This is a genomic window from Paenibacillus taihuensis (assembly GCF_003386535.1).
Taxonomy (GTDB): domain Bacteria; phylum Bacillota; class Bacilli; order Paenibacillales; family Paenibacillaceae; genus Paenibacillus_Z; species Paenibacillus_Z taihuensis.
Map to the genome: position 1 here is coordinate 59,519 of NZ_QTTN01000029.1, position 25,763 is coordinate 85,281.

The window sequence follows — 25,763 nt, forward strand, 5'->3', positions numbered from 1 at the left end:
ATGAAAAAGAAAAGCAAGAAAGTTACGGGCATGTTACTAGCGGTTACGATGATGGGCGGTCTGTTGGCAGGATGCGGATCATCCAGTGATGATAGCAATAATGCTTCATCCGAGAATAATGCATCGTCTCCAAAAACAGTAAACGGAGTAGATGTTTCCAAAGAGGCTAAGCTTGTTTACTACTTGTGGGGCGCTGAAGGTGTAGCCAATAAAGATATTTTGGCTGAGATTAACAAGAAGCTGAAGAGCGATATCAATGCCGAGATCGAAGTGAAATACATCGACTGGCCGGATATTTCGACGAAATATCCGCTGTTGTTCGCTTCGGGCGAAAGCTTCGATATGTCCCATACATCGCCAGGCGCGCCAATATCGTACTTCACGCTGGCTAACCAAGGCGCACTCGTAGATATTACGGATATGCTGGATAAAGTAGCGCCGAAGCTGAAAGCGGAAATTCCGGATTCGACTTGGGCAGCGACGAAGGTTAACGGCAAGATCTATGGCGTTCCTTCCTTATATAGCGAATTTACGCCGACAGGCTATGCGTACCGTTCCGACCTGTTGAAGAAGTATGGCATGACTGAGATCAGCAGCATTGCAGACATGGAGAAATACATGGACAACGTCGTGAAGAACGAGTCCTTCCCGCCAATCAACGGCAATGCCGACGATGCGTTCAACATGTTCAGAATGCTGGTCGACACGACAGGCATGTGGCTGAACGCGCCGGGTATTAACCCGTCGGAGATTAATCTCGTGACGAAGAGCCCGGAAGATTACAAAACGGTATTCGACCCTGCTTTCACGCAAGAGTTTGAAGACTGGGCTGTGAAAATGCGCGAATGGGCGGACAAAGGCTACTGGCCGAAGGACATCATGTCCTCGAAGGTCGATGCCGGAACAAACTTCAGAGCGGGCAACTCTGCTGGCTACCTGACGCATGCGCAGGACTGGATCGGCAAGTACGGCATGGATACGAAAGCACAGCCGAATGCGAGCCTGAATTTCTATACGTTCGCGGAAGCTAATCACAAGATTAAACGCAAACTCGGCGTAGAGAACTCTACAAGTATCAGCATCAACTCCGAGAATCCGGAGCGCTCGCTGATGGCTATCGAGAAATTCATGACAGATCCTTCGTACTACAACTTGATTCAATACGGCATTGGAGGCCGTCAATATGTCATTGAGAACGGCATGAAGAAAACACCGGCTAATTTCGACGAGAAGAAAGACGGTGGCGGCTTCGCTGCATGGTCCCTGCGTAATGACAAGTACAACCTGCCAATGGACACGGAGAATCCGATTCGCAGCAGCTTGAACGACAAGTGGAATAAAGAAGCGATCAACGATCCGTACACAGGCTTCAGTTTCGATCCGAAGAACGTATCCACGGAGCTTGCGTCAATCTCCAACGTAAATCAGCAATTGGGCATGCAGATCATGCTTGGCAGAACCAAGAAAGATCCTAAGGATGCAGTAGCGGAATACAGAAAACAACTGAAAACAGCCGGTATCGACAAGGTTATTGCAGAAGTAGAGAAACAGCTTGCGAATTTCACGCCATTAGCTAAATAAAAGAAGCTCTAAAGGGGGGAGTTATGAACATGGATAGCTATGTTCATAGCTCCTTCATTATTAAGACAAGAGCTGCAAATAATTGGGAATTGCGGCTTGGAGAAATGGGGAGAAACGGTTGAGTACCAACCTACATACAACAGATACGAAACTAGTTTTGCAAGAAGGGCGTTATCGGTTTGAGTTTCTGACTAGCGGCGACTTGTTCGAGGCGTCACATGGCGAGCATTCGTTAATCAATCAGCTTCAGTCGAATCCGATCGACGGGGCGCTGAACAATATTTACTTGCGCCGCTTTACGGAGAACGGCATCGACGCGGCTCCGCTACTCGGCATTCGTTCGGCAAGCGAGCTGCTTTCCTCCGAGCGGGCGTTGACTTGGACAGGCTCCGCACTGGGCGTATCCTACAAGGTCGCATTCCAGCTGACGGAACAGGGCGTATGGTTCTGGGATGTTTCGCTTGAAGGCGCAGGCGTGGAGGTTGATCTGGTCTACGGCCAGGATATCGGCCTTGCGGATCGTGGAGCGCTGCGTTCGAATGAAGCCTATATGTCGCAATATATCGGCCACACGGTATTTCAAGATGCGGAGAAAGGCTACGTCATCTGCTCGCGTCAAAATCAGCCGCAAAACGGAGGCAAATTCCCGTATATGCAGCAGGGCGCACTGAATGGATCGACTGGCTATTCCACAGACGGCTTCCAGTTCTTCGGCCTGTCGTACAAGGAAACGGACATTCCGGAACGGTTGTCGCTTGCGGCGCTTGCGAACGAAACTTATCAGTACGAGTTCGCATATGCGGCGCTTCAAACGGAGCGTCAGCTGCTTAACGGCAGCGCGAAGGCTGTCTTCTACGGCATGTACAAGGATCATCATGCGGATGCGATTCAGTCGCTCGCGTTCGGCGATGAAGTAGCCGCGGCGTGGCAGGAAGTCAGCAAGCGCCAGGCAGCGACGGGCAGCGTTGTCGTTCAGCCTACTTTGAAGGAAACGATCGGCCAGCCGCTTCGTACATTGTCCATGACGATGGAAGAAATCGACCGCCGATTCCCGGTGCGCATCCAGGAAGAATGGGACGGCGAGATGCTTCTGTCCTTCTTCACGCCGACCTATGATCATATCGTGCTGAAGGAGAAGGAATTGCGGGTCGAGCGTCCGCATGGCCATATCCTGATGACGGGCGGCAATGACCGCTTGAACGATCAGGTACTGACCACAACGGCTTACATGTACGGGATGTTTAACGCCCAGCTCGTTGTCGGCAATACGTCTTTCCATAAGATGATTTCGAATGCGCGCAGCGCCCTGAACGTCATGAAGGTATCCGGTCAACGGATCTACGCCATGCTGGATGGCCGTTATCAGCTGCTGACGATGCCTTCGATGTTCGAGATGGGCGTCAGCTACGTGCGCTGGTACTATAAGCTGGCTGCCGATACGCTGATCATCACAAGCTTTACGACCGTGGATACGCCGGAGTTATGCCTGCAGGTCGCTTCCGAGAGCGGCAAGGCGTACCGTTACTTGGTTACGAATCAGGTCATTATGAACGGCAATGAGTACGAGCAGCCTGCCCGCATGGAGCAAAGCGGCGATACCATTACGTTCCGTGCAGCGGAAGGAACGCTGAGCAGCTCCCATTATCCGGACTTGTGCTACCGCCTTCGAATAACGGGAGCGGCGATGAACGTCGGCGATGAGCAGCTGCTGGCGGACAACGTGCAGCCGGGCTCCGCATCGCTCGTCGTGCTGGAGCTATCCGAAAGCGCAGCGTGGAGCCTGACTGTTCAAGGCTTGCTGCATGGCCAGGCGCTGCCTTTTGAAGAGCGGACTTTCGAGACGGAGAAAGCGAGCTACTTGCAGTTTTACCGCGGCGTCATGAACGGCTTCCATCTGTCCAAGGAAGACGGAAGCAGCTCCCCCGAGCTGGACAAGATGAATGCCCTTGCTTGGTGGTACACGCACAACATGCTCGTTCACTTCTCCGTACCGCACGGTTTGGAGCAGTACGGCGGTGCGGCATGGGGCACGCGCGACGTCTGCCAAGGGCCGGTCGAGTACTTCCTGGCCACGCACAACTTCAGTACGGTAAGGGAAATTCTGCTTGAAGTTTACGCGCATCAATATGAAGAGACGGGGAACTGGCCGCAGTGGTTCATGTTCGACCGTTACTTCAAAATCCAACATAATGAGAGCCACGGCGATATCATCGTCTGGCCGCTGAAGGTGCTAGGCGATTACTTGAAGGCGACGAAGGATTTCGGCATCCTGGAAGAGCTCGTCCCGTATATGAATCACCACACCTTCGCGTTTACGGAAGAGCGGTTCACCTTGCTTGCGCATGCCCGCAAGGAGATCGAATACATCCGGGAGCACTTCGTGCATGGTACGCACTTGTCGGCTTACGGCGACGGGGACTGGGACGACACGCTGCAGCCGGCAAATCCGATGATGAAACGGTTCATGGTGAGCAGCTGGACGGTTGCGCTCACGTATCAGACCATGAATGGCCTGTCTGCGGCGCTTGCCTCGCATGATGCGCAATTGGCAGATGAGCTGAAGGAGCTGGCAACCGGCATTCAGGCGGATTTCAACCGCTTCATGCTGTCGAAGGACGTCATTCCGGGCTTTCTGTACATGGAGGAGCCGGGCAACGCGGAGCTTATGCTGCATCCGGAAGATGCATCGACAGGCATCCATTACCGGCTGCTTCCGATGACGCGCAGCATGATCGGCGAGCTGCTCACGAAGGAGCAGGCGGAATCGCATTACGCGCTTATTAAGGAAAAGCTGTACTTCCCGGACGGCGTAAGGCTGATGGATCGCCCGGCGCACTATGCGGGAGGCGTCAGCACACGTTTCAAACGTGCGGAGCAGGCTTCCAACTTCGGCCGCGAAATCGGCCTGCAGTATGTGCATGCCCACATTCGCTACGTAGAAGCGATGGCCAAGCTGGGCTACCGCGATGAAGCGTGGAAGGCGCTGCAAATGATCAACCCGATCGGGCTGCCCGTTGTTGTGCCGAACGCCGAGCTTCGCCAGAGCAATGCGTATTTCAGCAGCTCTGACGGCAAATTCAACGACCGCTATGAGGCGCAGCAGCGTTTCGGGGATCTGCGCGAAGGCAAGGTTGCGGTCAAGGGCGGCTGGAGAATTTACTCCAGCGGACCGGGAATCTATATGAACCAGCTCATCTCGAACTGTCTGGGCATTCGCCAGGAGGATGGCGATCTGGTCATTGACCCGGTTCTGCCTGACGAGCTGGATGGCACGCGATTCACATTCCAATTCATGGAGCGTCCGGTCCAATTCGTCTACAAGCTCGACGGAAGCGCGGCAAGCCGGGTAACGGTGAACGGAAGAGCGGTTGAAGCTGCCGAGACAAGCAATCGCTATCGCAAAGGCGGTCTGCGGATCAGCCGGGAACAGCTGGCGGACGTGCTTGGCAGTGAGCTGAATATCATTGAAATTATGGGCTAATCGCTTAGCTTAGGAGCCCAACTTGATTGAAAAAAATACATCGTCATGCAGCCGATTGGCTGGGGCGATGTATTTTTTTGTCTAAACAACTCACGGCGCTGGATATATTCGCTTAGTTTCAGTGAGTATGAGGAGGCAAGTATGAAGACGAATCATCTCTCCATAGAACAATTTCACCAGGCTCAACCTGGCTGCGATCAGCCGGATTTTCTTGTTTTATAAGGGAAATATGCCCTATTTATCGAATCGTTTCAAAATCCTGCTAATTTCCGAAAAATATGTTGAAAAAAATTTTTATAAAAACAGCCTAAAATCATAAATGTAAGCCTTTTCAATTCGAAACGGATATGCTAGTATGTGGTTGTGAAACGTTTCTATTAACTAAGTTCGACAACGCTAGCAAATCGAGTATATCTGAGTGGAATTATCAGAATTGAGCAGATATACAGTTATGTATGCGCTTTAATTGCATGAATTTAACATCTATCTTGCTGAAACGTTTCGAATATGTGAAGGAAAGTGATGGTTCTTTATGGCTGCTACGATTAAAGATGTTGCTAAGCTTGCCGGCGTTGCCGTATCGACTGTCTCTTACGCGATGAACAACTCGCCGAAGATCAGCGAGGAAACGAAACGCAAAGTATTCCGGGCTGCCAAGGAACTGAACTTCCGGCCAAGCGGAGCTGCCCGTAACTTGAAGAAGCGCAAGACCCACACGATCGGCTTGTTCCTATACGATCTTGGCGGTCCGTTCTACAGCCAAGTCATCGAAGGGGTGCAAGAAGTCGTTGCCTCGCACGGATTCAATCTGGTGGTGTGCAGTACATACGGCGGAGAGAACAGCTCCGCACACCGATTTATGCTGGAACAGTTTGTAGATGGCGCGATCATCATGGGCTCATCGATTAGTGACAGCTTGATTCTCCAGGTCGCATCGGAATCATTCCCGATCGTGGTGCTGGATAGGGAGCTGAAGGGTGATTACGTGCACAACGTGCTCATCACCTACGAGCAGGGAGCTTACGACGCCGTCTCTCATCTGATCAAGCTCGGTCGGCGCAAGATTGAGTTTCTAAGCGGACCGGTCACCTCCTTCGATAACTCGCTTCGCTATAACGGCTATAAGCGGGCGCTTGAAGATCATGGCTTGAAGGTGCCGAAGAAGATCAGCATGTTCGGGCGATGCCTGGAAGTCGGCGGCTATCAAGCGGCGAAGGTGATGCTGGCGGGCAGTCAGCTGCCCGACGCTATATTCTCCGCGAATGACGAGATGGCAATCGGCGCGATTCGCGCAATGGCCGAGGTTGGCGTACAGGTGCCGGATGACATCGCGGTTGTCGGCTTCGACAACATCAATCTCGGACCCTATGTCACTCCGCCGCTTACGACGATTGGACACTCCAAGTACGAGGTTGGCGCAATTGCCACGCAGCTCATGTTCAGCGCGCAGCGCGAAGGAAACTCGATTCTGCTGCCGACTCAGCTTGTTGTCCGCAATTCTTGCGGGTTCAAGGATAGCGTAAATGACTTCCATACTCCATGAAAGGTGGCGATGCTCGGGGAAAGTGCTGCTTGTTAGGGCAGGCAAGTCGTTTGATAAGGATTCACGTGTGCGAAATGATTTGATTTCAGACTATGATCTGGGGGAGAACTGAGATGAAAAAGTCACTTTTAATGGTATTGGCTTTATCGTTTACACTCGCGGGCTGCGGTGGCGGCAACTCGAATTCGAACACAGCAACAAATGCAAATGCAGGCAATGATGCAGCATCCAATACAACGGCTAATGCAAACACGAGCACGAATACAAGCACGGATGCGAATGCGGCGAACACTGGCGATGACGCGGCGGCAACGAATCAGCCGGCAGCAACGGATGAAGTCGTTACAATCAAGTACGCTACATGGGGCGATAAAGCAGAGAACGGCGCAGAGATGAAGCGGATCAAAGCGTTCGAAGCGACTCACCCGAATATTAAAGTTGAAATCGATAAGTCCATGGATTGGCCATGGGATGAGAAGCTGGCTGCGGCAGCGGCTGCTGACAAACTTCCAGACGTGACTTGGCTGTTCAACGTGCCGCTTGCAGTAGGCAGCGGCTGGCTTGAAGATTTGACCCCTTACCTCGAACAAGATCCTGATTTCAGCTCGGATAAGATTTACGGAAACCTGGCAGATACAGGAAAATATAACGGCAAACAATTCGCTCTTCCTCACGGCCTCTATTCTTGGGCGATCTACATCAACAAAGATTTGTTCGCAAAAGCGAATATCCCGGTTCCAGGTCCAGACTGGAAGCTGTCCGACCTCGAAGACATTTCCAAGAAGCTGACAAACTACAACGAGCATCAATTCGGTATCGACGGCGCAGCCGGCATGGGCGATGTTCTCATTCCGAACTTCAATCCTTCACTCGGCGCATCGACTTGGGACGGCACGCAGTACAACTACACAGATCCGGCATGGGCAGAAGCGACAAACTGGGCGAACAACTTCGGTTACAAGGACAAATCTTCCCTCCAAAGCTATAAGAAAGAAGAAAGAGACAAGTGGTACGGCAAAGATATCAGCGGCTTTAACATCGGTAAGGTCGGCATGGTATTCGACGCGACGTGGAGCCTCACTTGGTACAAGCAAAACCTGAAGTTCAATTGGGAGATCCTCCCTGTACCAGGCGTTAACGGTCAGAAGGAAGGCCTTGTTACGGACTATGCTGGCGTAACGAAGAGCTCGAAGCATAAGAAGGAAGCGGTTGAGTTCCTGAAGTGGATGACTTATTCCAAAGACGGCTGGCTCGCACGCATCAAGGACGAAAGTCCGCTGGCGACAATGCCGCTCGTCAATGATCCGGACGTTTGGAACGCATGGCTTAATCAGCCTTTCGTAACGCCAGGCATCAAAGAGATCGTGAAGGCGATCCCGACAGGCGTACTCGAAACGTTCAAATATCAGCCAGGATTCGCGGACTTCCAATCCAAAGTAAAAGACAAGTACAACGAGAAGTTCCAGAAGGGCGAAGCTAGGCCGGAGGACGTAGCTGCAGAGCTCCAAGAGCAATCGATGCAGTACTACAATAACGCGATGGCTAAGATAACCGAGGCTACAAAATAAAGAACGTAATCACAATTTTTCCTCCTCTGCAAAGAGGAGGAAAAATTGTTCTACTGGGGTGAAATCATGAAGTTCAAACCATTGTTAGCCATACTGACGCTTCTCTCTCTCGTGACCGCTGCTGTAGTTACACCGGTATCAATCGAGGGCCATTCGGTTACAGTCGCTGCCGAGGGAACAGCGCCTGATAACAAAGCGAACGATAACGACGACGTGCTTGGAAACTTGTTCGGAGGAGACGGCGGCAAGAGCGAGAGCATTTCGTCCGGGGGAAGCAGCGCGACTGAATCGGATAATGCTGCTGCTGCCGATGAGGAAGAGGATACTCCGGTCAAGAAGGTAACGGAGGATACTTACCGCGACGTCTTGAAGGCTTGGAATGATAAAGGGATTAAGGATGTGCAGTCGGGCGATATCGTCATTCACCCGAACCAATTTACCGCAGTGGGCGGCGAAGTGGAGCTGACTTCGGATTCGAAAGGCTATGACGAGCCTGTATTCGTGTGGAACGAAGACGTGCAAGCGATTGAATTGAACGTCAACGCGCCGCAAGAAGGACTGTATCAAATCAATTTCGATTACTACTCGACTTCGGACAAAATCATTCCCATTGAGCGGGCGATTGAAGTAAACGGCTCTTATCCTTTTTTTGAAGCAAGACGATTCGTATTATACAAGCTTTGGACGGACGAGAATGCGCAGTTCGATCGGGATGGACTCGGCAATGAAGTGCCTGCAAGCCAGAAGCAGATCAAACAATGGCAGACAGCTCCGATTAGGGATGCGAGTTATTTTAATGCAGAACCTTTGCGCTTTCATCTGAAGCAAGGGATGAACACAATCAAGCTTAACAACCTGCGTGAAGCTGCCCTATTTGGCCGCATCGTCATCTCAGCGCCTGAAGTGCTGCCGAAGTATGAGCAGTACAAGCAGGAGCATCAATTGCCGAAAGCAGGCAAGACGCTCATTACGGTGGAAGCCGAGCATCCGCAGACGAAATCTCAGCCTTCGATACGCGCGATTGCCAGCGGAGACGCGACGGTAGCGCCGCATGTAAGCGGGAAAATCAGGCTGAATACGCTTGGCGGCGAGACGATCGCAACGAGCGGCGATCCGGATGAGAATGAGCAGGCATGGCAAGCGGGCGGTCAACGTGCGACATGGAAAGTGAAAGTCGATAAGGCGGGCTCTTACCAATTGGCATTTAAGTACTTGCAAACCGGGAAGACGAGCATGCCGGTATATCGGACTTTGATGATAGATGGTAGAGTGCCATTCCAGGAAGCGAATGAATACGCGTTCCCGTACACGGAAGACTGGCGCAACGAAGTGCTGTCGGATCAAGCGGGCAAGCCGTATCAGTTCAACCTGACGGCGGGCGAGCATGAAATTTCGCTTACAGCCGACGCTGCTCCATATGGCCCCGTTATTGAAGAGATTAAGAAAGTGATGTGGGATATCAACACACTCGCGCTGGAAATCAAGATGGCGACGGGCAACACGATGGATACGAACCGCGACTGGGATATCAGCAAGCAGATGCCGGATTTGGCCGCGAAATTGCAAGGCTTCGCCGCTACGCTTCGCAAGCAGTATGAGGCATTGAAGGTGCTTGCAGGCAGCAATCCAGACCAAGCGAGCAATTTGCTCGTCGCAGCGGAAACGCTGGAACGGCTGGCGAAAGAACCGGATAAAATCCCGTATCAATTCAACCGGTTGTCGGAAGGCTCCGGTTCTGTCCTTCAGACGCTGGGCGTCATCAATACGAAGCTGCCGAACCAGCCGATCCAGCTTGACCGCTTTTATATTTATCAAGACAGCAAGCTGCCAAGCGAGAAAGTCGGGTTCTTCAAATCGCTATGGAACAGCATTGCTGCATTCTTCAAATCGTTCACAACCGACTACTCGCAAGTATCGGCTGACGATAAAGATTCGCTGCAAATCTGGGTCAACCGTTCGCGGCAAAATGTGATGCAGATGCAGCAGCTCATCAATCAGGAATTTACGAAAAAGACCGGTATTAAAGTGACGCTGTCCATTATGCCTGACGAAGGCAAGCTCGTTCTGGCAAGTGCAGCGGGCAATGCGCCTGATGCCGCGCTCGGCGTCAGCAACTATATTCCGTTCCGTCTCGCGGCGCGCGGCGCACTTGAGGATATGAACCATTTCCAAGGCTTCGACGAAGTGGAGAAACGATTCTCGCCAGGTGCGCTCGTTCCGGTGACGTTCGACAACAAGCTGTATGCCTTGCCGGAAACACAGAGCTTCTGGGTCATGTTCTACCGCAAAGATATTCTCGATGCGCTGAACATTCCGGTTCCGGACACGATGGATGAAGTGAAGCAGATTTTGCCGGAGCTGCAGCGTTTCGGGATGAACTTCTATCTCCCGCTCTCGCAAACCGGAGGCTTTAAGCCGTACAACAACACCGTTCCGTTCATCTATCAGCACGGAGGCAAGCTCTATACGGACGATGGCCTTAAGTCGGCAATCGACCAAGACGAAGCGCTGGCGGGTCTTAAAGAAATGACGGACATGTTCAGCGTATACAGCGTCCCGCTGCAAGTGCCGAGCTTCTATAATCAGTTCCGCGACGGCAGCTTGCCGATCGGTATCGCGGATGCAACGACGTATATTCAATTGACCGCCGCTGCACCGGAAATTGCCGGCTGGTGGAAGATCGCGCCATATCCGGGCGTGAAAGGCAAGGATGGCGTCGTCAACCGGACTGCCCCGGGAACAGGCGCAACAGCGATTATGTTCAACAGCAGCAAGAAGAAAGACAAGACGTGGCAGTTCCTGCAATGGTGGACTTCGGAAAAGACGCAGGTCCGCTTCGGTAACGATCTCGAGGCGATTTACGGACCGACGTACAAATGGAATACGGCGAACGTCGAGGCGTTCAGCCAGCTGTCCTGGCCGAAGGAAGATATTGAAGTGATTCAAGAGCAGTGGAAATGGCTGTGGGATATTCCGCGTTACTTCGGCGACTACATGGTCGAGCGGGAAATCAGCGACGCCTGGAACAAAGTCGTCTTCGACGGGTTTAATGCACGGCGGGCGATGGAAGACGCCGTCATTAACGGCAATCGCGAAATCAAGAAGCAGCTGACGGATTTCGGTTATTTGAAGAACGGCAAGGTTGTGAAACCGCTGCATGTGCCGATTATGCCGAACATGGAAGATATGGCCAAAGAAGGTGAGCAGAAATGAAGCCGGCAACGGTAAAAGCGATCAAAAACGAGCTTAGCGCGTATGGGTTTATCAGCCCTTTTCTCCTTATTTTTACAGTGCTTGTCGTCGTGCCTGTCGTCACGGCCATCTACTTGTCCTTTACAGACTTCAACTCGATTCAGACGCCGAAGTTCATTGGACTGACCAACTACGTCAACCTGATTACGCAGGATAATGCGTTCATGATGTACGTGCTTCCGAATACGCTGAAGTTCGCGCTGCTCGTCGGACCGGGAGGATACTTGCTATCCTTCTGGCTCGCGTGGCTGCTCGCGCAAATCCCGCGCCGCTCGCGTACGGTGCTGGCGCTGGCGATCTACTCTCCTTCGCTCACTGCTGCAGTAGCGATGGCGGTCGTTTGGCTCGTTATTTTCAGCGGTAACGCATCGGGGTATTTGAACCATTTTCTAATGAGTCTAGCCATCATTAATGAGCCTATTCAATGGACACAGTCGCCGCATTATCTGATGCCGATCATGGTTACGGTCTCGCTCTGGAACAGCATGGGCGTCGGCTTCCTGGCCATGCTCGCCGGCATTCTGAACATTAACGGCGAAATGTATGAGGCCGGTTACATTGACGGGATTCGTACAAGGCTGCAGGAGGTTTGGTATATCACCATTCCGAGCATGAAGCCGCAAATGCTGTTCGGCGCCGTCATGGCTGTCGTCGGCACTTTCCAGGCTGGCGCCATCGGCGTGCAATTGTCGGGCGCGAACCCGACGCCGCAAAATGCCGGTCAACTGATGGTCAACCACATCGAGGATTACGGCTTTCTGCGCTACGATATGGGCTACGCTTCGGCGGTTTCCGTCGTCCTGCTCATTATTGTTTACGGGTTTTCCAAGCTGTGCTGGCGTTTGTTCGGCGAGTCCGACTAAAGCCGTCAACCGATTAGACGAATGGGAGAAGGTGACCTGCACGAATGGCTTCATTTCATGGCAATAAAATCAATCCGGATCGACTGAGCTTCGGACAGTGGAAGTTTTTCACGTTCTTGATTACACTCTCGGTCTTTATGATCTTGCCGATTATATTTATTTTCTCACAGGCGCTGAAGCCCGTTGATGAACTGTTTCTATATCCGCCGAAGCTGTTTGTCCATCATCCGACATGGGGCAACTTCGCGCAGCTGTTCAGCGTCAGCAACGTTGCGGCTGTGCCGAAGACCAAATATCTATTCAACAGCATTCTCGTGACGGCGGCGGTTGTCTTCCTGTCGATCGTGCTCTGTTCCATGACTGGCTTCGCCCTTTCGAAGAAAGAGTTCAAGATGAAGAAAGTCGTGTTCGAGATTAACATTATCGCGCTCATGTTCGTTCCGGCAGCGGTTACGATTCCCCGCTACCTTGTCGTTCAGAAGCTGTATCTGATGGATAGCTATTGGGGCCACATCCTGCCGATGCTGTCGCTGCCTGTCGGCGTATTCCTCGTCAAGCAGTTCGTCGATCAGATCCCGAACGCGCTTATCGAAGCGGCAAAGCTTGACGGCGCGAATGACTATTATGTATTCCGCAAGCTCGTCATCCCGATGATTATGCCTGCGCTCGCGACGGTGTCGATTCTGGCCTTCCAGCTTGCATGGAACAACTCGGAGACCTCGACGCTGTTCATGAGCAAAGAAACGCTCAAGACGTTCGCGTTCTACATGAGTACGCTAACGACGACGACCGCGATGGAGAATAACATTGCAGGCCAAGGGATGGCTGCTGCTGCGGCACTTCTGATGTTTATACCAAACTTGCTCATCTTCATCTTCATGCAAAGCAAAGTGATGGATACGATGGCGCATTCCGGATTGAAGTGAGGGGGAGAACGATGCTCAGATTCAAGCGAATCATCATACTTCTCGCCGCGATTGCGCTGCTCCTTAGCTGCTCCACTGCTTATGCGGACGTTCCTTACAACACGTTCACCATTGACGATGGCAAAGGCATTATGATGCAGAACGCCTACACGCCTGTAGGCGCAATCGATGGCTACAGCATATTTGGCGAGAATGAAGCGGCAAGCGGCGGGAAGGTCGAGCTTAGAAACCCGCAGGATATTTTCGTAGATAACGAAGACAACGTCTACATTGCGGATACGGATAACGGACGGATTGTGGTGCTGGATTCCTGGGGCAACTTCATTCGCGTCATCGGCCAAGGACAGCTGAAGCAGCCGAAAGGCGTATTCGTGACCGATACGCATGACGTCTATGTCGCGGACTATGGGAAGCAAAGCGTCCTCGTCTTCAGTCAGGACGGCCGGTTGAAATCCACAATCGGCAAGCCGAAGTCGAAGCTGTATGGCAAAGATACGCCGTTCAAGCCGCAGAAGGTCATTGTCGATAAACGCGGCAGCATCTACATCATCGGCGAAGGTCTTATTCAAGGCCTTGTCCGGCTTAGCCCAGACGGCAAGTTTCTCGGATACTTCGGCGGTAACCGCGCCGGCTTCAACCTGCTCAAGACGCTGCAGCGGATCTTCTATACGAAGCAGCAGCTGAGCAAGATGACGCGCGAGATGCCGATTTCGCCGACAAACATCGCAGTCGATGATGAAGGACTTATCTATACAAGCACGACCGGCATCAACGGCGGCGCGATCAAGAAGCTGAACGTAGCCGGCAAGGATTTGCTCGGAGGCACTTGGTCGCTCAATCAAATTTCAGATATTACCGTCGACTGGATGGGCAATATCTACGCAGTTGATTCCGTTGAGGGCCTCATTCTGGAATACAACAGAGACGGCAATCTGATGTTCATCTTCAGCGGCAGCGATACAGGCGAGCAGCGGCTAGGCCTGCTGCGTGCGCCGACCGGCGTTGCGGTAACATCCGACGGCAGGCTGCTCGTACTCAGCGGCGAGCGCGGGAACATCCAAGTGTTCAAGCCAACGGCATTCACTGAGCTGGTGCATGAAGCGTTAGGGCTGTACCTGGACGGCAAGTACGTGCAGAGCCGCGAGCCTTGGAATGAAGTGCTGCGTCAGAACAGCTTGTTCTCGCTCGCGCACACCGGTATCGGCCTTGCTTACTTCAAGGAAGGCAAGTACAAGGAGGCTTTCGCCGAATTCCAGTTCTCCAAGAACAAAGCGGAATATTCCAATGCGTATTGGGAGCTGCGCCGGATCTGGATTATGGATCATGCGGTCGATGTTGCTGTTGGCTTCGCAGCGGTCGTTGTTCTCTGGGCAGCGGTTCGATTCTCTTATCGCCGCTTTAGCTTCGGCAGTCCGGTCGTGCAAGGCTGGACCGCTATGAAGGAACAGCGCTTCATCGCTCAGCTGCTGCATCCGTTCCGGATGCTGCGTCATCCGATCGACGGCTATTACGAGCTGGAGCATAACGGCAAAGCTTCGGTCGCATCTGCAACGGTGCTCCTTGTGATCATGTACACCGTTCGATTGTTCGGACTGTACACGACGAACTTCTTGTTCTCGTCGATAGAACCGCTTCAGATCAATCTCGTTACCGAGCTGCTGAAGCTGATGATTCCTCTATTCGCTTGGGTTATCTCGAACTATCTCGTCAGCGTCATCAATGACGGTGAAGGCAGCTTCAAGAACATCTACAAAGGGACGGTTTACGCTCTGTCCCCGTACATCATCTTCGCGATTCCGCTGGCTATTATTTCGCGGGCGCTGACGCTGATGGAAGGCGTTATTTATAACTACTCCTACGATTTCATCCTGCTGTGGAGCGCGGTGCTCATCTTCATTATGGTGAAAGAGATCCACGGCTACGAGATTAAAGAATCGGTCCGAAACATCATTCTCACACTGATTGGAATGCTCATTATGGCATTCGTTGCGTTCATCCTATTCGGCTTGTCGAACCAGGTATGGGAATTTGTTTACTCGTTATTCCAAGAGGTGAATTTGCGTGTCCACTAACAAGAAACCGATTGTATGGGTTGCAGCTGGTGCTTTGGCGGCGTTCGGATTATACCAATTCGCATACGGAGCGACAGTTGAGCCGCAGGCCACTCTTGGTCAGAGCAAAATCGTTCTCAATAAGAAGGAAGGCGCATTCCCTTACCGTGCCAACAACTATACGATGCCAGAGCAAGCGGCCGCGGCTGTGGTCAGCCGCACCATCCCGGCAGACTATAAGAAGATCGGCGAGTCGAATGGGCTGGAGCTCTACATGGCTGGCAAGACGCTTGCGATTATGGTGAAGAACAAGGCAACCGGCTATGTCTGGGCATCCATGCCGTCAGACGCGGACCTTGCGAATGCCAATCTGAATGAGGAATGGCAGACCGCGATTAAGTCGCCTCTGCTGCTCGAGTATTATACGGCGGATGAGATGCTGAGCAGCGCGAGCTACATGTCGCTCGGCGGAAAAGTCGACAAGGTCGAGCCGATCGAGCAAGGGATACGCATCGATATTACGCTTGCAGCGATCAAGGCTGGCTTGTCGCTTGAGGTGAAGCTGGACGGCGACTCGCTCGTCGTTTCCATCCCGCAGAAGTCGATGTGGGAGAAAGGCGCGGAGAAGCTGGCTTCCATTCAGCCGTATCCATTCATGGGCGCAGTGCATAAAGCGGATATTCCGGGCTATATGTTCATTCCCGACCGAAGCGGGGCGCTTATTCGGTTCTCGAAGTCGCATATTCAGTTTGACGAGCCTTATGTCGCCAAGATCTATGGCACGGATTATTCGTCCGACAGCCTCGACTCGGCAACAGGCAGATCGTCGGTTCCTGTATTTGGCGTCGTACATGGCACGAAGCAGAACGGCGTGCTCGGAATTATTGAGGACGGCCGATACAATGCGAAGATTGTCGCTTACCCTAGCGGTCTCAGCACGGATTTCTACTGGGTGTCGCCGAAGTTTGAGATTCGTTACGGTTACTTCCAGCCTACGAGCAAGACCATGGGCGGTTACAACACCTTCCAGAAGGATCCGATCAAGACAGACCGTCAAGTCCGTTACGAGTTTCTCGGCGGTCAAGATGCGGATTATATCGGAATGGCAAAATCGTACCGGACCTATCTGCAGAACAAAGGCGAGCTGACCAAGGAGAAGAAAGAGAAGAGCAATGCGGATATTCCGCTGCAGCTTCGTCTGCTCGGCGGGGAAACGGAAGCGAGCACGTTCGGGGCGCAGGTCGTGCCGATGACAACCTTCGCGCAGTCGAAGAAGATCGTCGACGAGCTGATGAAAGACGGGATTAAGAATATGAAAACCGTCCTCGACGGCTGGAACAAGGGCGGATGGAACGGCAAGCGTCCGGCAGAATTCCCGGTGGAGTCCAAGCTCGGCGGCGCTTCGGGATTGAAAGACCTCCAGAAGTACTTGGCGGGCAAGGGGATCCCGCTTTATCTGACCAACAACTATACGATCGCCTTCGATAACTCGAATCTGCTCAACTTCCGTTCGGATGCGGTTCGCGCGCTGAACAACGAAATTAATGAGTTCCCGTATTTCGGCTGGGGCTCGGACAGCTTCTTCGATGATATTATGGCTCGGGACATTAACCCTGGCAAAGCGATGAAGCTGGCGAAGGATGATACCGAGTCGATGAAGAAGCTCGGCGTGGATGGCATTGCGCTTGACTGGACCGGTACGGTGCTCGTCTCGGACTATAACAAGAAGCATCCATATACCCGCGAGCAGTCCGCGGAAGCTTACCGTAAGCTAGCCGAAGGATTCAAGGGCAGCTTGAAGGAATTGGCGATCTACCAGGCCAACGACTACATGTGGAAATATGCTGACACGCTGTTCGGGATCGATAACGGCTCATCCCAGTATATGTATGAGACCGACACCGTTCCGTTCATGCAGACCGTGCTGCATGGGTATATCGACTATTTTGCGAACCCGTCCAATTCGTCTTCCAATCCGCGCGAGGATACGCTGCGCATGATTGATTACGGACAATATCCGTCCTACCTGCTTACGTATGAGCCCTATTGGAAGCTGAGAGATACGCCTTCCGTAGACTTGCTCACAACGCAATATACGGACCTTGAGCAGCCATTGAGCGAAATGTACAAAGCGATGAATCAAGCGCTGCGGCAGGTGCAGGATGCAACGATTGAATCGCGCGAAGTGCCGGACTACGGGCTATCAGCGGTAAAATATTCGAATGGCATCGAGATTGTCGTGAACTATACGTCGAACGATTACAGCTATAACGGAGTCAGCGTCAAGGCGAAGAGCTTCGTCATCATTGGAGGTGAGTAAGCTTGAAAATGACCAAAAAGATGAGGGAAGCGCTCACCGGCTACGCGCTGGTGTCGCCCTGGATAGTCGGCTTCATCTTATTCATGGCTTATCCGATTTACTATTCGACCTATCTCAGCTTCCACAAGGTTACGATTAGTGCGGATGGCATTGTGACGGAGTATATCAAAGGCGACAACTACAAGTACGCATTCCTATCCGATCCGGAATTCGTCGAGAAGCTGCTGCTCTTTATTAAGACGGCGATCGGCATGATCCCGATCATTATCGTCTTCTCGATGCTCGTCGCGCTGCTCATTAACCAGCCGATTCGGATGAAAGGGCTGTTCCGCGCCGTCTTCTTCCTGCCGGTTGTCATTACGAGCGGCGAAGTGATCAACGAGCTGTTCAGCCAAGGCGCGACGGCGATGCCTCTTGTGGAGAAGTACGGCATTATTGAGATTATCAAAGACAATTTGAGTCCGGCGTGGTCGTCCCCGATCATCAGCCTGATCCAGCAGCTCATTCTCATTCTGTGGTTCTCCGGCGTTCAAATCCTGATCTTCCTCGCAGGCTTGCAGAAGGTGAACCGGCAGGTATATGAGGCGGCTTCCATCGACGGCGCTTCGCCTTGGGTCAGCTTCTGGAAGGTGACTTTGCCGGCAATCAAGCCGTTCATTGCGGTCAACATGATCTATACGACGGTGGACCTGTTCACGAACTCGTTCAGCGATGTCATTACGCTGATTAAGGACAACATGTTCAACCTGACGACGGGGTTCGGCTATGCAACCGCACTCGCGTGGATTTACTTCGGCGTTATCTTCGTCTTCCTGATGCTTATTCTGCTGTTGTTCCGGAATAACGAAGACGTCAACGTAAGACCGAGAAGGAGGAGGGCGTAATGGAACCGACAGCTAAGCTGCAAAAGGTGAAGCTTCATCAATCGCTGCTGCAGAAGACGATGCTGCTCGCCATCTACAACCGCATCAAGCGGATTGCGTTCGGCAGACAAGGGAATGACGGCCTCGTATTCAAGCTTTTCGTATATGCGCTGCTCATTAGCGTCGGATTCATCTACTTATATCCGATTCTGTATCTCGTCTCGCAAAGCTTTAAGAGCTTGAACGATCTGCTCGATCCGACGGTGCTCTGGATTCCCCAGAAGCTGTACCTCGAGAATTTCGTGCAAGCCTGGCATGTGCTTAACTACATGGATACGTTCTGGAATTCGGTCTTGAACTCCGTCGTGCCCGCGATCGGGCAGACCGTATCCTGCGCGGTTGTCGGGTACGGACTGGCGAAGTTCCGCTTCCCGGGGAAGTCCATCATATTCGGCCTCATGATGATCACGTTCATCGTGCCGTCGCAGGTCGTTATGATTCCGCTCTACCTGATGTTCAACGATTATCACATGCTTGGATCGTCGCTGCCGTTTATCGTTCCGACGATATTCGGCCAAGGCATTAAAGGGGTGCTGTTCATCCTCATCTACATGCAGTTCTTCCGTACGATTCCGACATCGCTGGAGGAAGCGGCACAGATGGACGGCGCAGGCTTTATCCGCACCTTCTTCACTGTCATTCTGCCGATCTCGACGCCGGCGATCGTGGTCGTCATGCTGTTCTCGACGGTATGGCACTGGAATGAAACGTATCTCACCTCCTTGTACCTTGGAGACAGCATGACGACGTTGCCGCTGATGCTGAAAACGTTCAACGATTCGTTCTCCAGACTATATGGCGGAGGCGCTGCGGTAGGCGGCAAGCATCAGAACATCAACGAATCGATCCGGATGGCAGGCACGCTGCTTATCGTGCTGCCGCTGCTCATCCTCTACTTATTCGCGCAGAAGCGATTCGTTGAAGTTGTAGATAAGACAGGTATTACTGGCGAGTAGTTTGAAAGTTTAGCTTGAACTAGCGTGGATATGACCCGCATCGTAAGGCTAACGAAGAATCCATGCAGCTATGCCAATGTCTCGGAATTGCCCTCAAGTGGGGCAGTTCTGCGGCAGGGGCGGAGTGACGCGAATGGATTCTTTTTTATTTTGGCTCGCAAAAAAGCTGCCACTGCGAAGCAGTGACGCATTTTTCGATTAGCTCGCAAAAAAGCTGTCGCCGCCAAGCAGCGAAGCATTTTTCGATTTTAGGAGGCATACATCTATGACGTTGACCGATGAACAACTTCTCGATCTAGAGAGCAAGCGAAGCTTCCTCTTCTTCTGGGAGGAGGCGAATACGGACAAAGCGAGTCCGGGGTACGGCCTCATTGTGGACAGGGCGCCAGGAGACTCGGATATGTGCAGTGTCGCATCTGTCGGCTTCGGCCTCACGGCGATCATGATCGGAGTAGGACGAGGCTGGATATCGCGAGCGGAAGGCTATGAGCGCGCGCTTGGCACGCTGAACACGCTGCTTGAGCATGCGGAGCAAGTGAACGGGTTCTTCTATCATTTTCTGAATATGAAGACAGCGCGTCGGCACGACAATTGCGAAGTATCCGTCATCGATACCGCCATCGCGGTGTGCGGTGCCATCGCAGCAGGCGAATATTTCGGCTGCGATGTCCGCGAGTATGCGCAGCGACTCTATGAACGGGTTGATTGGGCATGGTACCGCAATCCGGAGTACAACCAGTTCTACATGGGCTATGCGCCGGAACGCGGCTTCTTCGCCCGCTGGGATTTGTATGCCGAGCAGTTCATGATGTACTTCCTCGCGGCTGCATCGCCTACGCATCCGGTCGATCCGAGCATGTTCTATGACTTCGGCCGCCAGTACGGCACATTCGGGGATAACCCTCCGTTCATTTACACCTGGCTCGGCTCCTTGTTCACCTTTCAGTTCTCCCATGCCTGGTTCGACCTTCGAGGGAAGGTAGACCGCGACAACGTGGATTGGTGGCAAAATTCGGTCATCGCGACGAAGGCGAACCGGGATTATTGCATCGCGCACGCCTCAGAATTCCGTACGTTTGGTCCGGATGCGTGGGGCTTGACGGCATGTGACGGTCCGAACGGTTACAGCGGCCGCTATGGCACAGCTCCATCGGGGCTGAACAGCAGCAATGATCAGCATCAACCCGATGGCACGGTTCCACCGGCAGGCGCGGCGGGTTCGATCGTGTTTATGCCGGAGGAAGTGCTGAGCGCGCTTCGGAATTACTACGAGAACTACCCGCAGCTCTGGGGGCGTTACGGCTTCAAGGACAGCTACAACCTCGACGTGTCTCCGCCGTATTATGCAGAGGATGTCATCGGTATCGATAAGGGCATTACGCTGCTCATGATCGAGAATTATCGAAGCGGACTCGTTTGGGACTATTTTATGAGAAATGCGCATGTTCAGCGTGGTATGGCATTATGTGAGATTCGCGAGAAAGAAACCGAACTAAATTAGGAGGGTGATGTACATGAAATTTTCCATTCCATCTTATTCGTTTCACGGTTTGCACAGCGAAGGCAAGATCGACCTCTTTGGCTATTTCGAAACGGTCAAGTACCGGTATCACCTGAATTCGGCAGATATTTGGAACATGATGTTTAAGAGCTTTGAAGACGACTACTTACGCAAGCTTCGGGAAGCGCTGGATGAGAGGGAAATGTACGTTGCCAATCTGTGTGTTGATGCGGCGGAGGTATGGGACGTAGACCCGGAGAAGCGCGAACAATTTTACCGGAACGGGCTGGATAACCTTCGTGCAGCGGCGATTCTTGGTGCGCAGACGGTTCGGATCGATATGGGCGGCCGCACGCTCGAAATGTCGGATGAGCAGTTCGAATATACGGTGAAGCGTTACAAGGAATATTGCGATTTTGCTGCCGAGCATGGCTTTATGGTCGGGCCTGAGAATCACTGGGGAACCTCCCGCGACCCGGAAAATATCCGCAAGCTGGCGGAAGCGGTCGATCATCCGAACTTCGGCATTCTGCTGCACTTCGAGAACTGGGATTCGGAGAAGGAGAACGGCGACCGTCTCTGTGCGAAGTATGCGTTCCACACGCATCTGGCTGCTTGGGTCATCCCGAGCTGCGAGGAGAAGATTGCGCTCTTGGAGGCCGTTGATTATAAAGGGCATCTCGGCATCGAGCATCACTCGTCGAAGAACGAGTATTCGCAAGTGGCGTGGCAGTATGCGACAGCGCGCAACACGTACAATCTGATGCAAGCGAAGAAGCTGGGGGTGTAGCAGATGGGTGAGCAGCGGAAAATCAGAATCGGCATTATCGGCGCAGGCTTGATCGGCAAGGATCATTTGGAGAAGTATGAGGAAATCGAAGGCGCGGAAGTCGTTGCGCTCTGCGACACCAATGAGACACAGCTGAAGAACATGGCAGAGCAATTCGGCGTACCGCATACCTATACGGATTTTCGCGAGCTGCTGAAGCGCGATGATCTCGACGCCATCGATGTCTGTCTGCACAATAATCTGCATGCACCGGTTACGATCGCAGCCTTGGAAGCAGGCAAGCATGTGTACTGCGAGAAGCCGATTGCCGGCTCCTATGCGGACGGCAAGGCGATGCTTGATGCGGCGAAGCGAGTCGGCAAAAAGTTGCATGTGCAGTTAGCTTTCATCTATCAGATTGAGACGATGGCTGCAAAAGCATTGATCGATGACGGCAAGCTCGGCAAGCTGTACCATGCGCGCTCGACGGGGCATCGCAGACGGGGCCGTCCTTTCGTCGATGGCTATGCAACGAAGGAATTTAACCGCAAAGCGGTCGCTTCGGGCGGCGCTTTGTTCGATATGGGCGTGTACCGCATCTCGCAGCTGCTCTACGTGATGGGTTTGCCGAAGGTGAAGACGATTACCGGCAAAACGTATCAAGAGGTGGCGATGGACGAGAAACGCAGAGAAATCAGCGGTTTCGACGTGGAAGAGCTCGGCGTTGGCTTCGTTCGATTCGAAGGCGGACTGACGCTCGATATTATCGAGGCTTGGGCGATTCATTTGAACGGCTTCGAGGGCAGCAGCCTCGTCGGTAACGTTGGCGGTATTCGCTTCCCGGGGCATACAAGCCAAGGGAATACGCCATTCAGCTATCATACGCAGGTGGCGGACATGGATATGGATGCGACCTTTGACCTCGGCTATGCCAATTACCGATGGCACCAGCTTCGCGAGAATACCGATGCGTACGACTCGTCGCAAAAGCACTGGATCGCTGCGCTTCAAGGACGGGTCGAGCTGCTTCCGACAGCAGATATCGCGCTGCAGACGATCCTGATTAGCGAGGGGATCTATCTCTCCGATCAATTGGAGCGGGAAGTGACAGAGGAAGAGGTTATCGCAGCTTCCGTGTCGACGGCGATTAAACTGTAACCGCATGGGGAAACGGGGCAGGCGGCAAGTTTCACCTATAAAATACAGCTAGAGTCAGGGGAATTCAGGCGAATGATACAGATTCGAGATAAGCAAATCATTATCGACGGCAAGCCGACGCTCATCATGTGCGGCGAGGTGCATTATTATCGGCTGCAGCGAAGCGAGTGGCAGGACCGCATCGACAAGCTGAAGGATGCGGGCTGCAACGCGGTCGCTTCCTATGTGCCGTGGCTCTGTCATGAGCCGATTGAAGGTCAATTCGATCTGGACGGGCGGAGTCGGCCGGAGCTGGACCTGGGCGGATTTATTGATCTTTGCCGCGACAATGGGCTGTATTTCTTCGTTCGTCCAGGTCCGTTCATCATGGCGGAGATGAAGAATGAAGGCATCCCGTTCTGGGTGTACGAGAAGCATCCGGAAGTGATTCCGGTTGGCTGGGACGGTGCTGCGGCAACGACGCGCACGATCGATTATATGGCGCCGAGCTTCTTGGCGGCCGCCCGAAACTGGTATGCGGCGGTGATGGCTATTGTTGCGCCGCGCCTGTATGGGACGGGAACTGCGGCGGCTGGTGCGGGAGTCGGAGTTGTGGCGTCGGAAGATGCGGCAGCTGGCGGGAACATCATCGGCGTGCAGCTTGATAATGAGATCGGCATGCTCTCGTGGGTTAGCAATTGTCCGGACCTGACGGAGCATGTTATCGCGGACTTCGCGGAATGGCTTGGCCGCAAGTACGATGACATGGTGCTTGCGCAGCGTTATCCTTTTGCACTGGAGGATGCGTTGGTGCGAGTTGATGCAATTCGCTCGCCGAATGAGAGCTATTCGGCTGAATTGTTAGGGGACCTCGGCTATTACATGCGAGATCGGTTCGCACGCTATGTGGCAGTGCTTCGAGGCTATGCGGAGGAGTTTGGCGTGAGGGGCGTACCGTTCTTCGTGAACATTCACGGAACGGGCGGCGGCCGCGGATTTACGTATCCGATCGGCATCAGCCAGCTGTATGAATCCTACACGCAGGCAGAGGGATACGTTTCCGGGTCTGATATTTATTTTGGCGATTTGACCGTAAGTAATTTTCAGGATCTGTACTTGATCAACGGCTTCATGGAGGCCGTTCATTTGCCGGATCAGCCGCTCACTTCACTGGAATTCGAGTGCGGGGACGGGAATTACGGCAATACCTTCGGCGGTCGGTACGACGTATCGGCAGCTGATTTCAAAACTCGGATGTGCATCGCGCAGGGCAACCGCATGATCAACTATTACTTGCTGACCGGCGGCATCAATTACCGGATGGATCAGAAGCTCGGTGACGGCAATGACCGGGTCGCGTTCACGGGTGAACGGCATGGGTTCGCAGCGCCGATCAGTCCGGAAGGCGAGCTTAATTACACCTATCCTCGGATGAGGCGCGCCATTCAGACGATGATGGCGGTGCGAGATAAGCTCGCGGTGATGAAGGAACAACGGGATGCGGTCTCGTTCGCGTTCATCCCGGACTATTACATGACCGAGTATCGCTATCCTGGCAGCGTGCGGATGGCGGACATCGTTCGAAACATCGAAGCGAACCGAAGCAGCGGCGGCTGGGAGATTATGGCCCGTTCCATGCTGCTGGCAGGCTACCGGTTCAGCTCGGTCGACATCCAGAACAAGCCGCTGCTGGCAGAGGAGACGCCTGTGCTGGCACTTCCTTGCGCTCGGTACTTGAGCGCGGACATCCAGCGGAAGCTAGCCGACTATGTGGTAACTGGCGGCGGATTGTTATTGTATGGCGAGGTGCCTCAGTACGATATGGAGGGCAAGCCGTGTACGATTTTGAGCGACGCGCTTGGTATCCGCATGGTCGGGGCAGTTGTGAACGGCCCGCATTCGTGGCCGTCCATTGTCGCTTGCGGCTGGGCAGCCGGACGTGCGGAGGTGCACACGCACTTCGCCCAGCTGCTCGAGCCGGGACCGCATGAGGTCATCATGCGGTTGTATGATTCTGACGCGGCGTGCGGCGTAGAAGCTAGCGTTGGCAAGGGACGCGCGGTTGTAATTGCCGCGGCGTACAACAGCTGCGATGTGCAGCTTTTCCGCACTGCGCTTGAGCGGCTGGGCGCTGTGGCTGGCCTCACGCATGACAATCCCTACATGGGATTGTTCACAACGTCGACGGTGAATGCGGAGGGCGAGCGCTTCCTGCACGTGCTCAATATGGACGGCTTTGACAAGGAGCTGCACTTGTATGAGCAGGGCGAGAAGCTGCTCGGCGGGCAAAGCCTGCATATCGCGAGCAAGGACGGCGTCATGCTGCCGCTGAACGTAAGCTTCGGCGACGTGCGGATTGTGTATGCTACTGCGGAAATTGCAGAGGTAGCGGATGACAGCATCGATTTCCGCCTGACCCAGCCGGAGGATGTCATCGCATTCGTAACGGCGGGGCGTGACATCGTTCCGAGCGATGATTACGCGGTAGAAGAACTTGACGGCATGCAGCTTGTTCGGTCTCGCAAACACGCCAAAGTAGATGATAGGCTTGTCGTTCGCCTTGCGGCGAAGTAGGCAGAGTTGAGCTTAGCGAAAGAGTATCCCTGGGGGACAATGTCATTAAGTTAAGGTGTTGAACCAAATATCTATGCAAAGGAGCAGGTTATCGAAAGATAGCCTGCTCCTTTTTTGCGTGAAAAAGAGTAAAAGAACTTGACAAGCAGTTGAAAATGTGTGGCGAAGCCCCTTGAAAAAACGAGGAGGTTTCGCCCATGAATACGTACGCGAATTCACTAAAACAAAAGCTGACATCCCTTATTCAAGAAATGTCAGCCGCACCAGCACTGTATGTCAAAAACCCCGAAAAAGACTTTACGCGAAAGAAAAAGTTAC

15 protein-coding genes are annotated in these 25,763 nt (G+C 53.0%); all 15 read left to right on the top strand.

Annotation, left to right across the window (positions count from 1 at the left end):
* The 15 genes from A8990_RS21385 to A8990_RS21455 all read left to right on the top strand — a co-directional run bounded on the left by A8990_RS21385 (nt 1) and on the right by A8990_RS21455 (nt 25,445).
* Complete coding sequence (locus A8990_RS21385; protein WP_116191086.1) at nt 1-1,581, top strand: DUF3502 domain-containing protein; 1,581 nt, start codon at nt 1-3, stop codon at nt 1,579-1,581.
* Nucleotides 1,582-1,699: 118 nt separating this feature from the next.
* A complete protein-coding gene (locus A8990_RS21390) occupies nt 1,700-5,062 on the top strand; it encodes a GH36-type glycosyl hydrolase domain-containing protein (protein ID WP_116191087.1) in 3,363 nt (1,120 codons plus the stop codon).
* A gap of 532 nt (nt 5,063-5,594) precedes the next feature.
* Complete coding sequence (locus tag A8990_RS21395; RefSeq protein WP_116191088.1) at nt 5,595-6,605, top strand: LacI family DNA-binding transcriptional regulator; 1,011 nt, start codon at nt 5,595-5,597, stop codon at nt 6,603-6,605.
* Nucleotides 6,606-6,718: 113 nt separating this feature from the next.
* Nucleotides 6,719-8,173, top strand: coding sequence for an extracellular solute-binding protein (locus tag A8990_RS21400; protein ID WP_181909700.1), 1,455 nt, complete (start codon nt 6,719-6,721; stop codon nt 8,171-8,173).
* Nucleotides 8,174-8,239: 66 nt separating this feature from the next.
* Nucleotides 8,240-11,386: an extracellular solute-binding protein gene (locus A8990_RS21405; RefSeq protein ID WP_147306844.1), complete on the top strand. Its 3,147-nt coding sequence runs from the start codon at nt 8,240-8,242 to the stop codon at nt 11,384-11,386.
* Nucleotides 11,383-12,288: a carbohydrate ABC transporter permease gene (locus tag A8990_RS21410; protein ID WP_116191091.1), complete on the top strand. Its 906-nt coding sequence runs from the start codon at nt 11,383-11,385 to the stop codon at nt 12,286-12,288. Before A8990_RS21405 ends, A8990_RS21410 begins: the two co-directional genes overlap by 4 nt.
* A gap of 44 nt (nt 12,289-12,332) precedes the next feature.
* Nucleotides 12,333-13,214: a carbohydrate ABC transporter permease gene (locus A8990_RS21415; RefSeq protein WP_116191092.1), complete on the top strand. Its 882-nt coding sequence runs from the start codon at nt 12,333-12,335 to the stop codon at nt 13,212-13,214.
* Between the two features lie 11 nt (nt 13,215-13,225).
* Nucleotides 13,226-15,286: a YIP1 family protein gene (locus A8990_RS21420; RefSeq protein ID WP_116191093.1), complete on the top strand. Its 2,061-nt coding sequence runs from the start codon at nt 13,226-13,228 to the stop codon at nt 15,284-15,286.
* Nucleotides 15,276-17,585, top strand: a complete 2,310-nt coding sequence (locus tag A8990_RS21425; RefSeq protein WP_116191094.1) for a DUF5696 domain-containing protein — start codon at nt 15,276-15,278, stop codon at nt 17,583-17,585. The genes A8990_RS21420 and A8990_RS21425 overlap by 11 nt, the downstream gene beginning before the upstream one ends.
* A gap of 8 nt (nt 17,586-17,593) precedes the next feature.
* A complete protein-coding gene (locus tag A8990_RS21430) occupies nt 17,594-18,469 on the top strand; it encodes a carbohydrate ABC transporter permease (protein WP_116191103.1) in 876 nt (291 codons plus the stop codon).
* Nucleotides 18,469-19,464: a carbohydrate ABC transporter permease gene (locus A8990_RS21435; RefSeq protein ID WP_245996139.1), complete on the top strand. Its 996-nt coding sequence runs from the start codon at nt 18,469-18,471 to the stop codon at nt 19,462-19,464. Before A8990_RS21430 ends, A8990_RS21435 begins: the two co-directional genes overlap by 1 nt.
* 265 nt (nt 19,465-19,729) lie before the next feature.
* Nucleotides 19,730-20,965, top strand: a complete 1,236-nt coding sequence (locus A8990_RS21440) for a glucoamylase family protein (RefSeq protein WP_116191095.1) — start codon at nt 19,730-19,732, stop codon at nt 20,963-20,965.
* A 13-nt stretch (nt 20,966-20,978) separates the two neighbouring features.
* Nucleotides 20,979-21,755 carry a sugar phosphate isomerase/epimerase family protein gene (locus tag A8990_RS21445; protein ID WP_116191096.1) on the top strand — a complete coding sequence of 259 codons (777 nt, stop codon included), beginning with the start codon at nt 20,979-20,981 and terminating at the stop codon, nt 21,753-21,755.
* A gap of 3 nt (nt 21,756-21,758) precedes the next feature.
* A complete protein-coding gene (locus A8990_RS21450; protein ID WP_116191097.1) occupies nt 21,759-22,892 on the top strand; it encodes a Gfo/Idh/MocA family oxidoreductase in 1,134 nt (377 codons plus the stop codon).
* Nucleotides 22,893-22,964: 72 nt separating this feature from the next.
* Nucleotides 22,965-25,445, top strand: a complete 2,481-nt coding sequence (locus A8990_RS21455; RefSeq protein ID WP_116191098.1) for a beta-galactosidase — start codon at nt 22,965-22,967, stop codon at nt 25,443-25,445.
* The last annotated feature ends 318 nt before the right edge of the window (nt 25,446-25,763 follow it).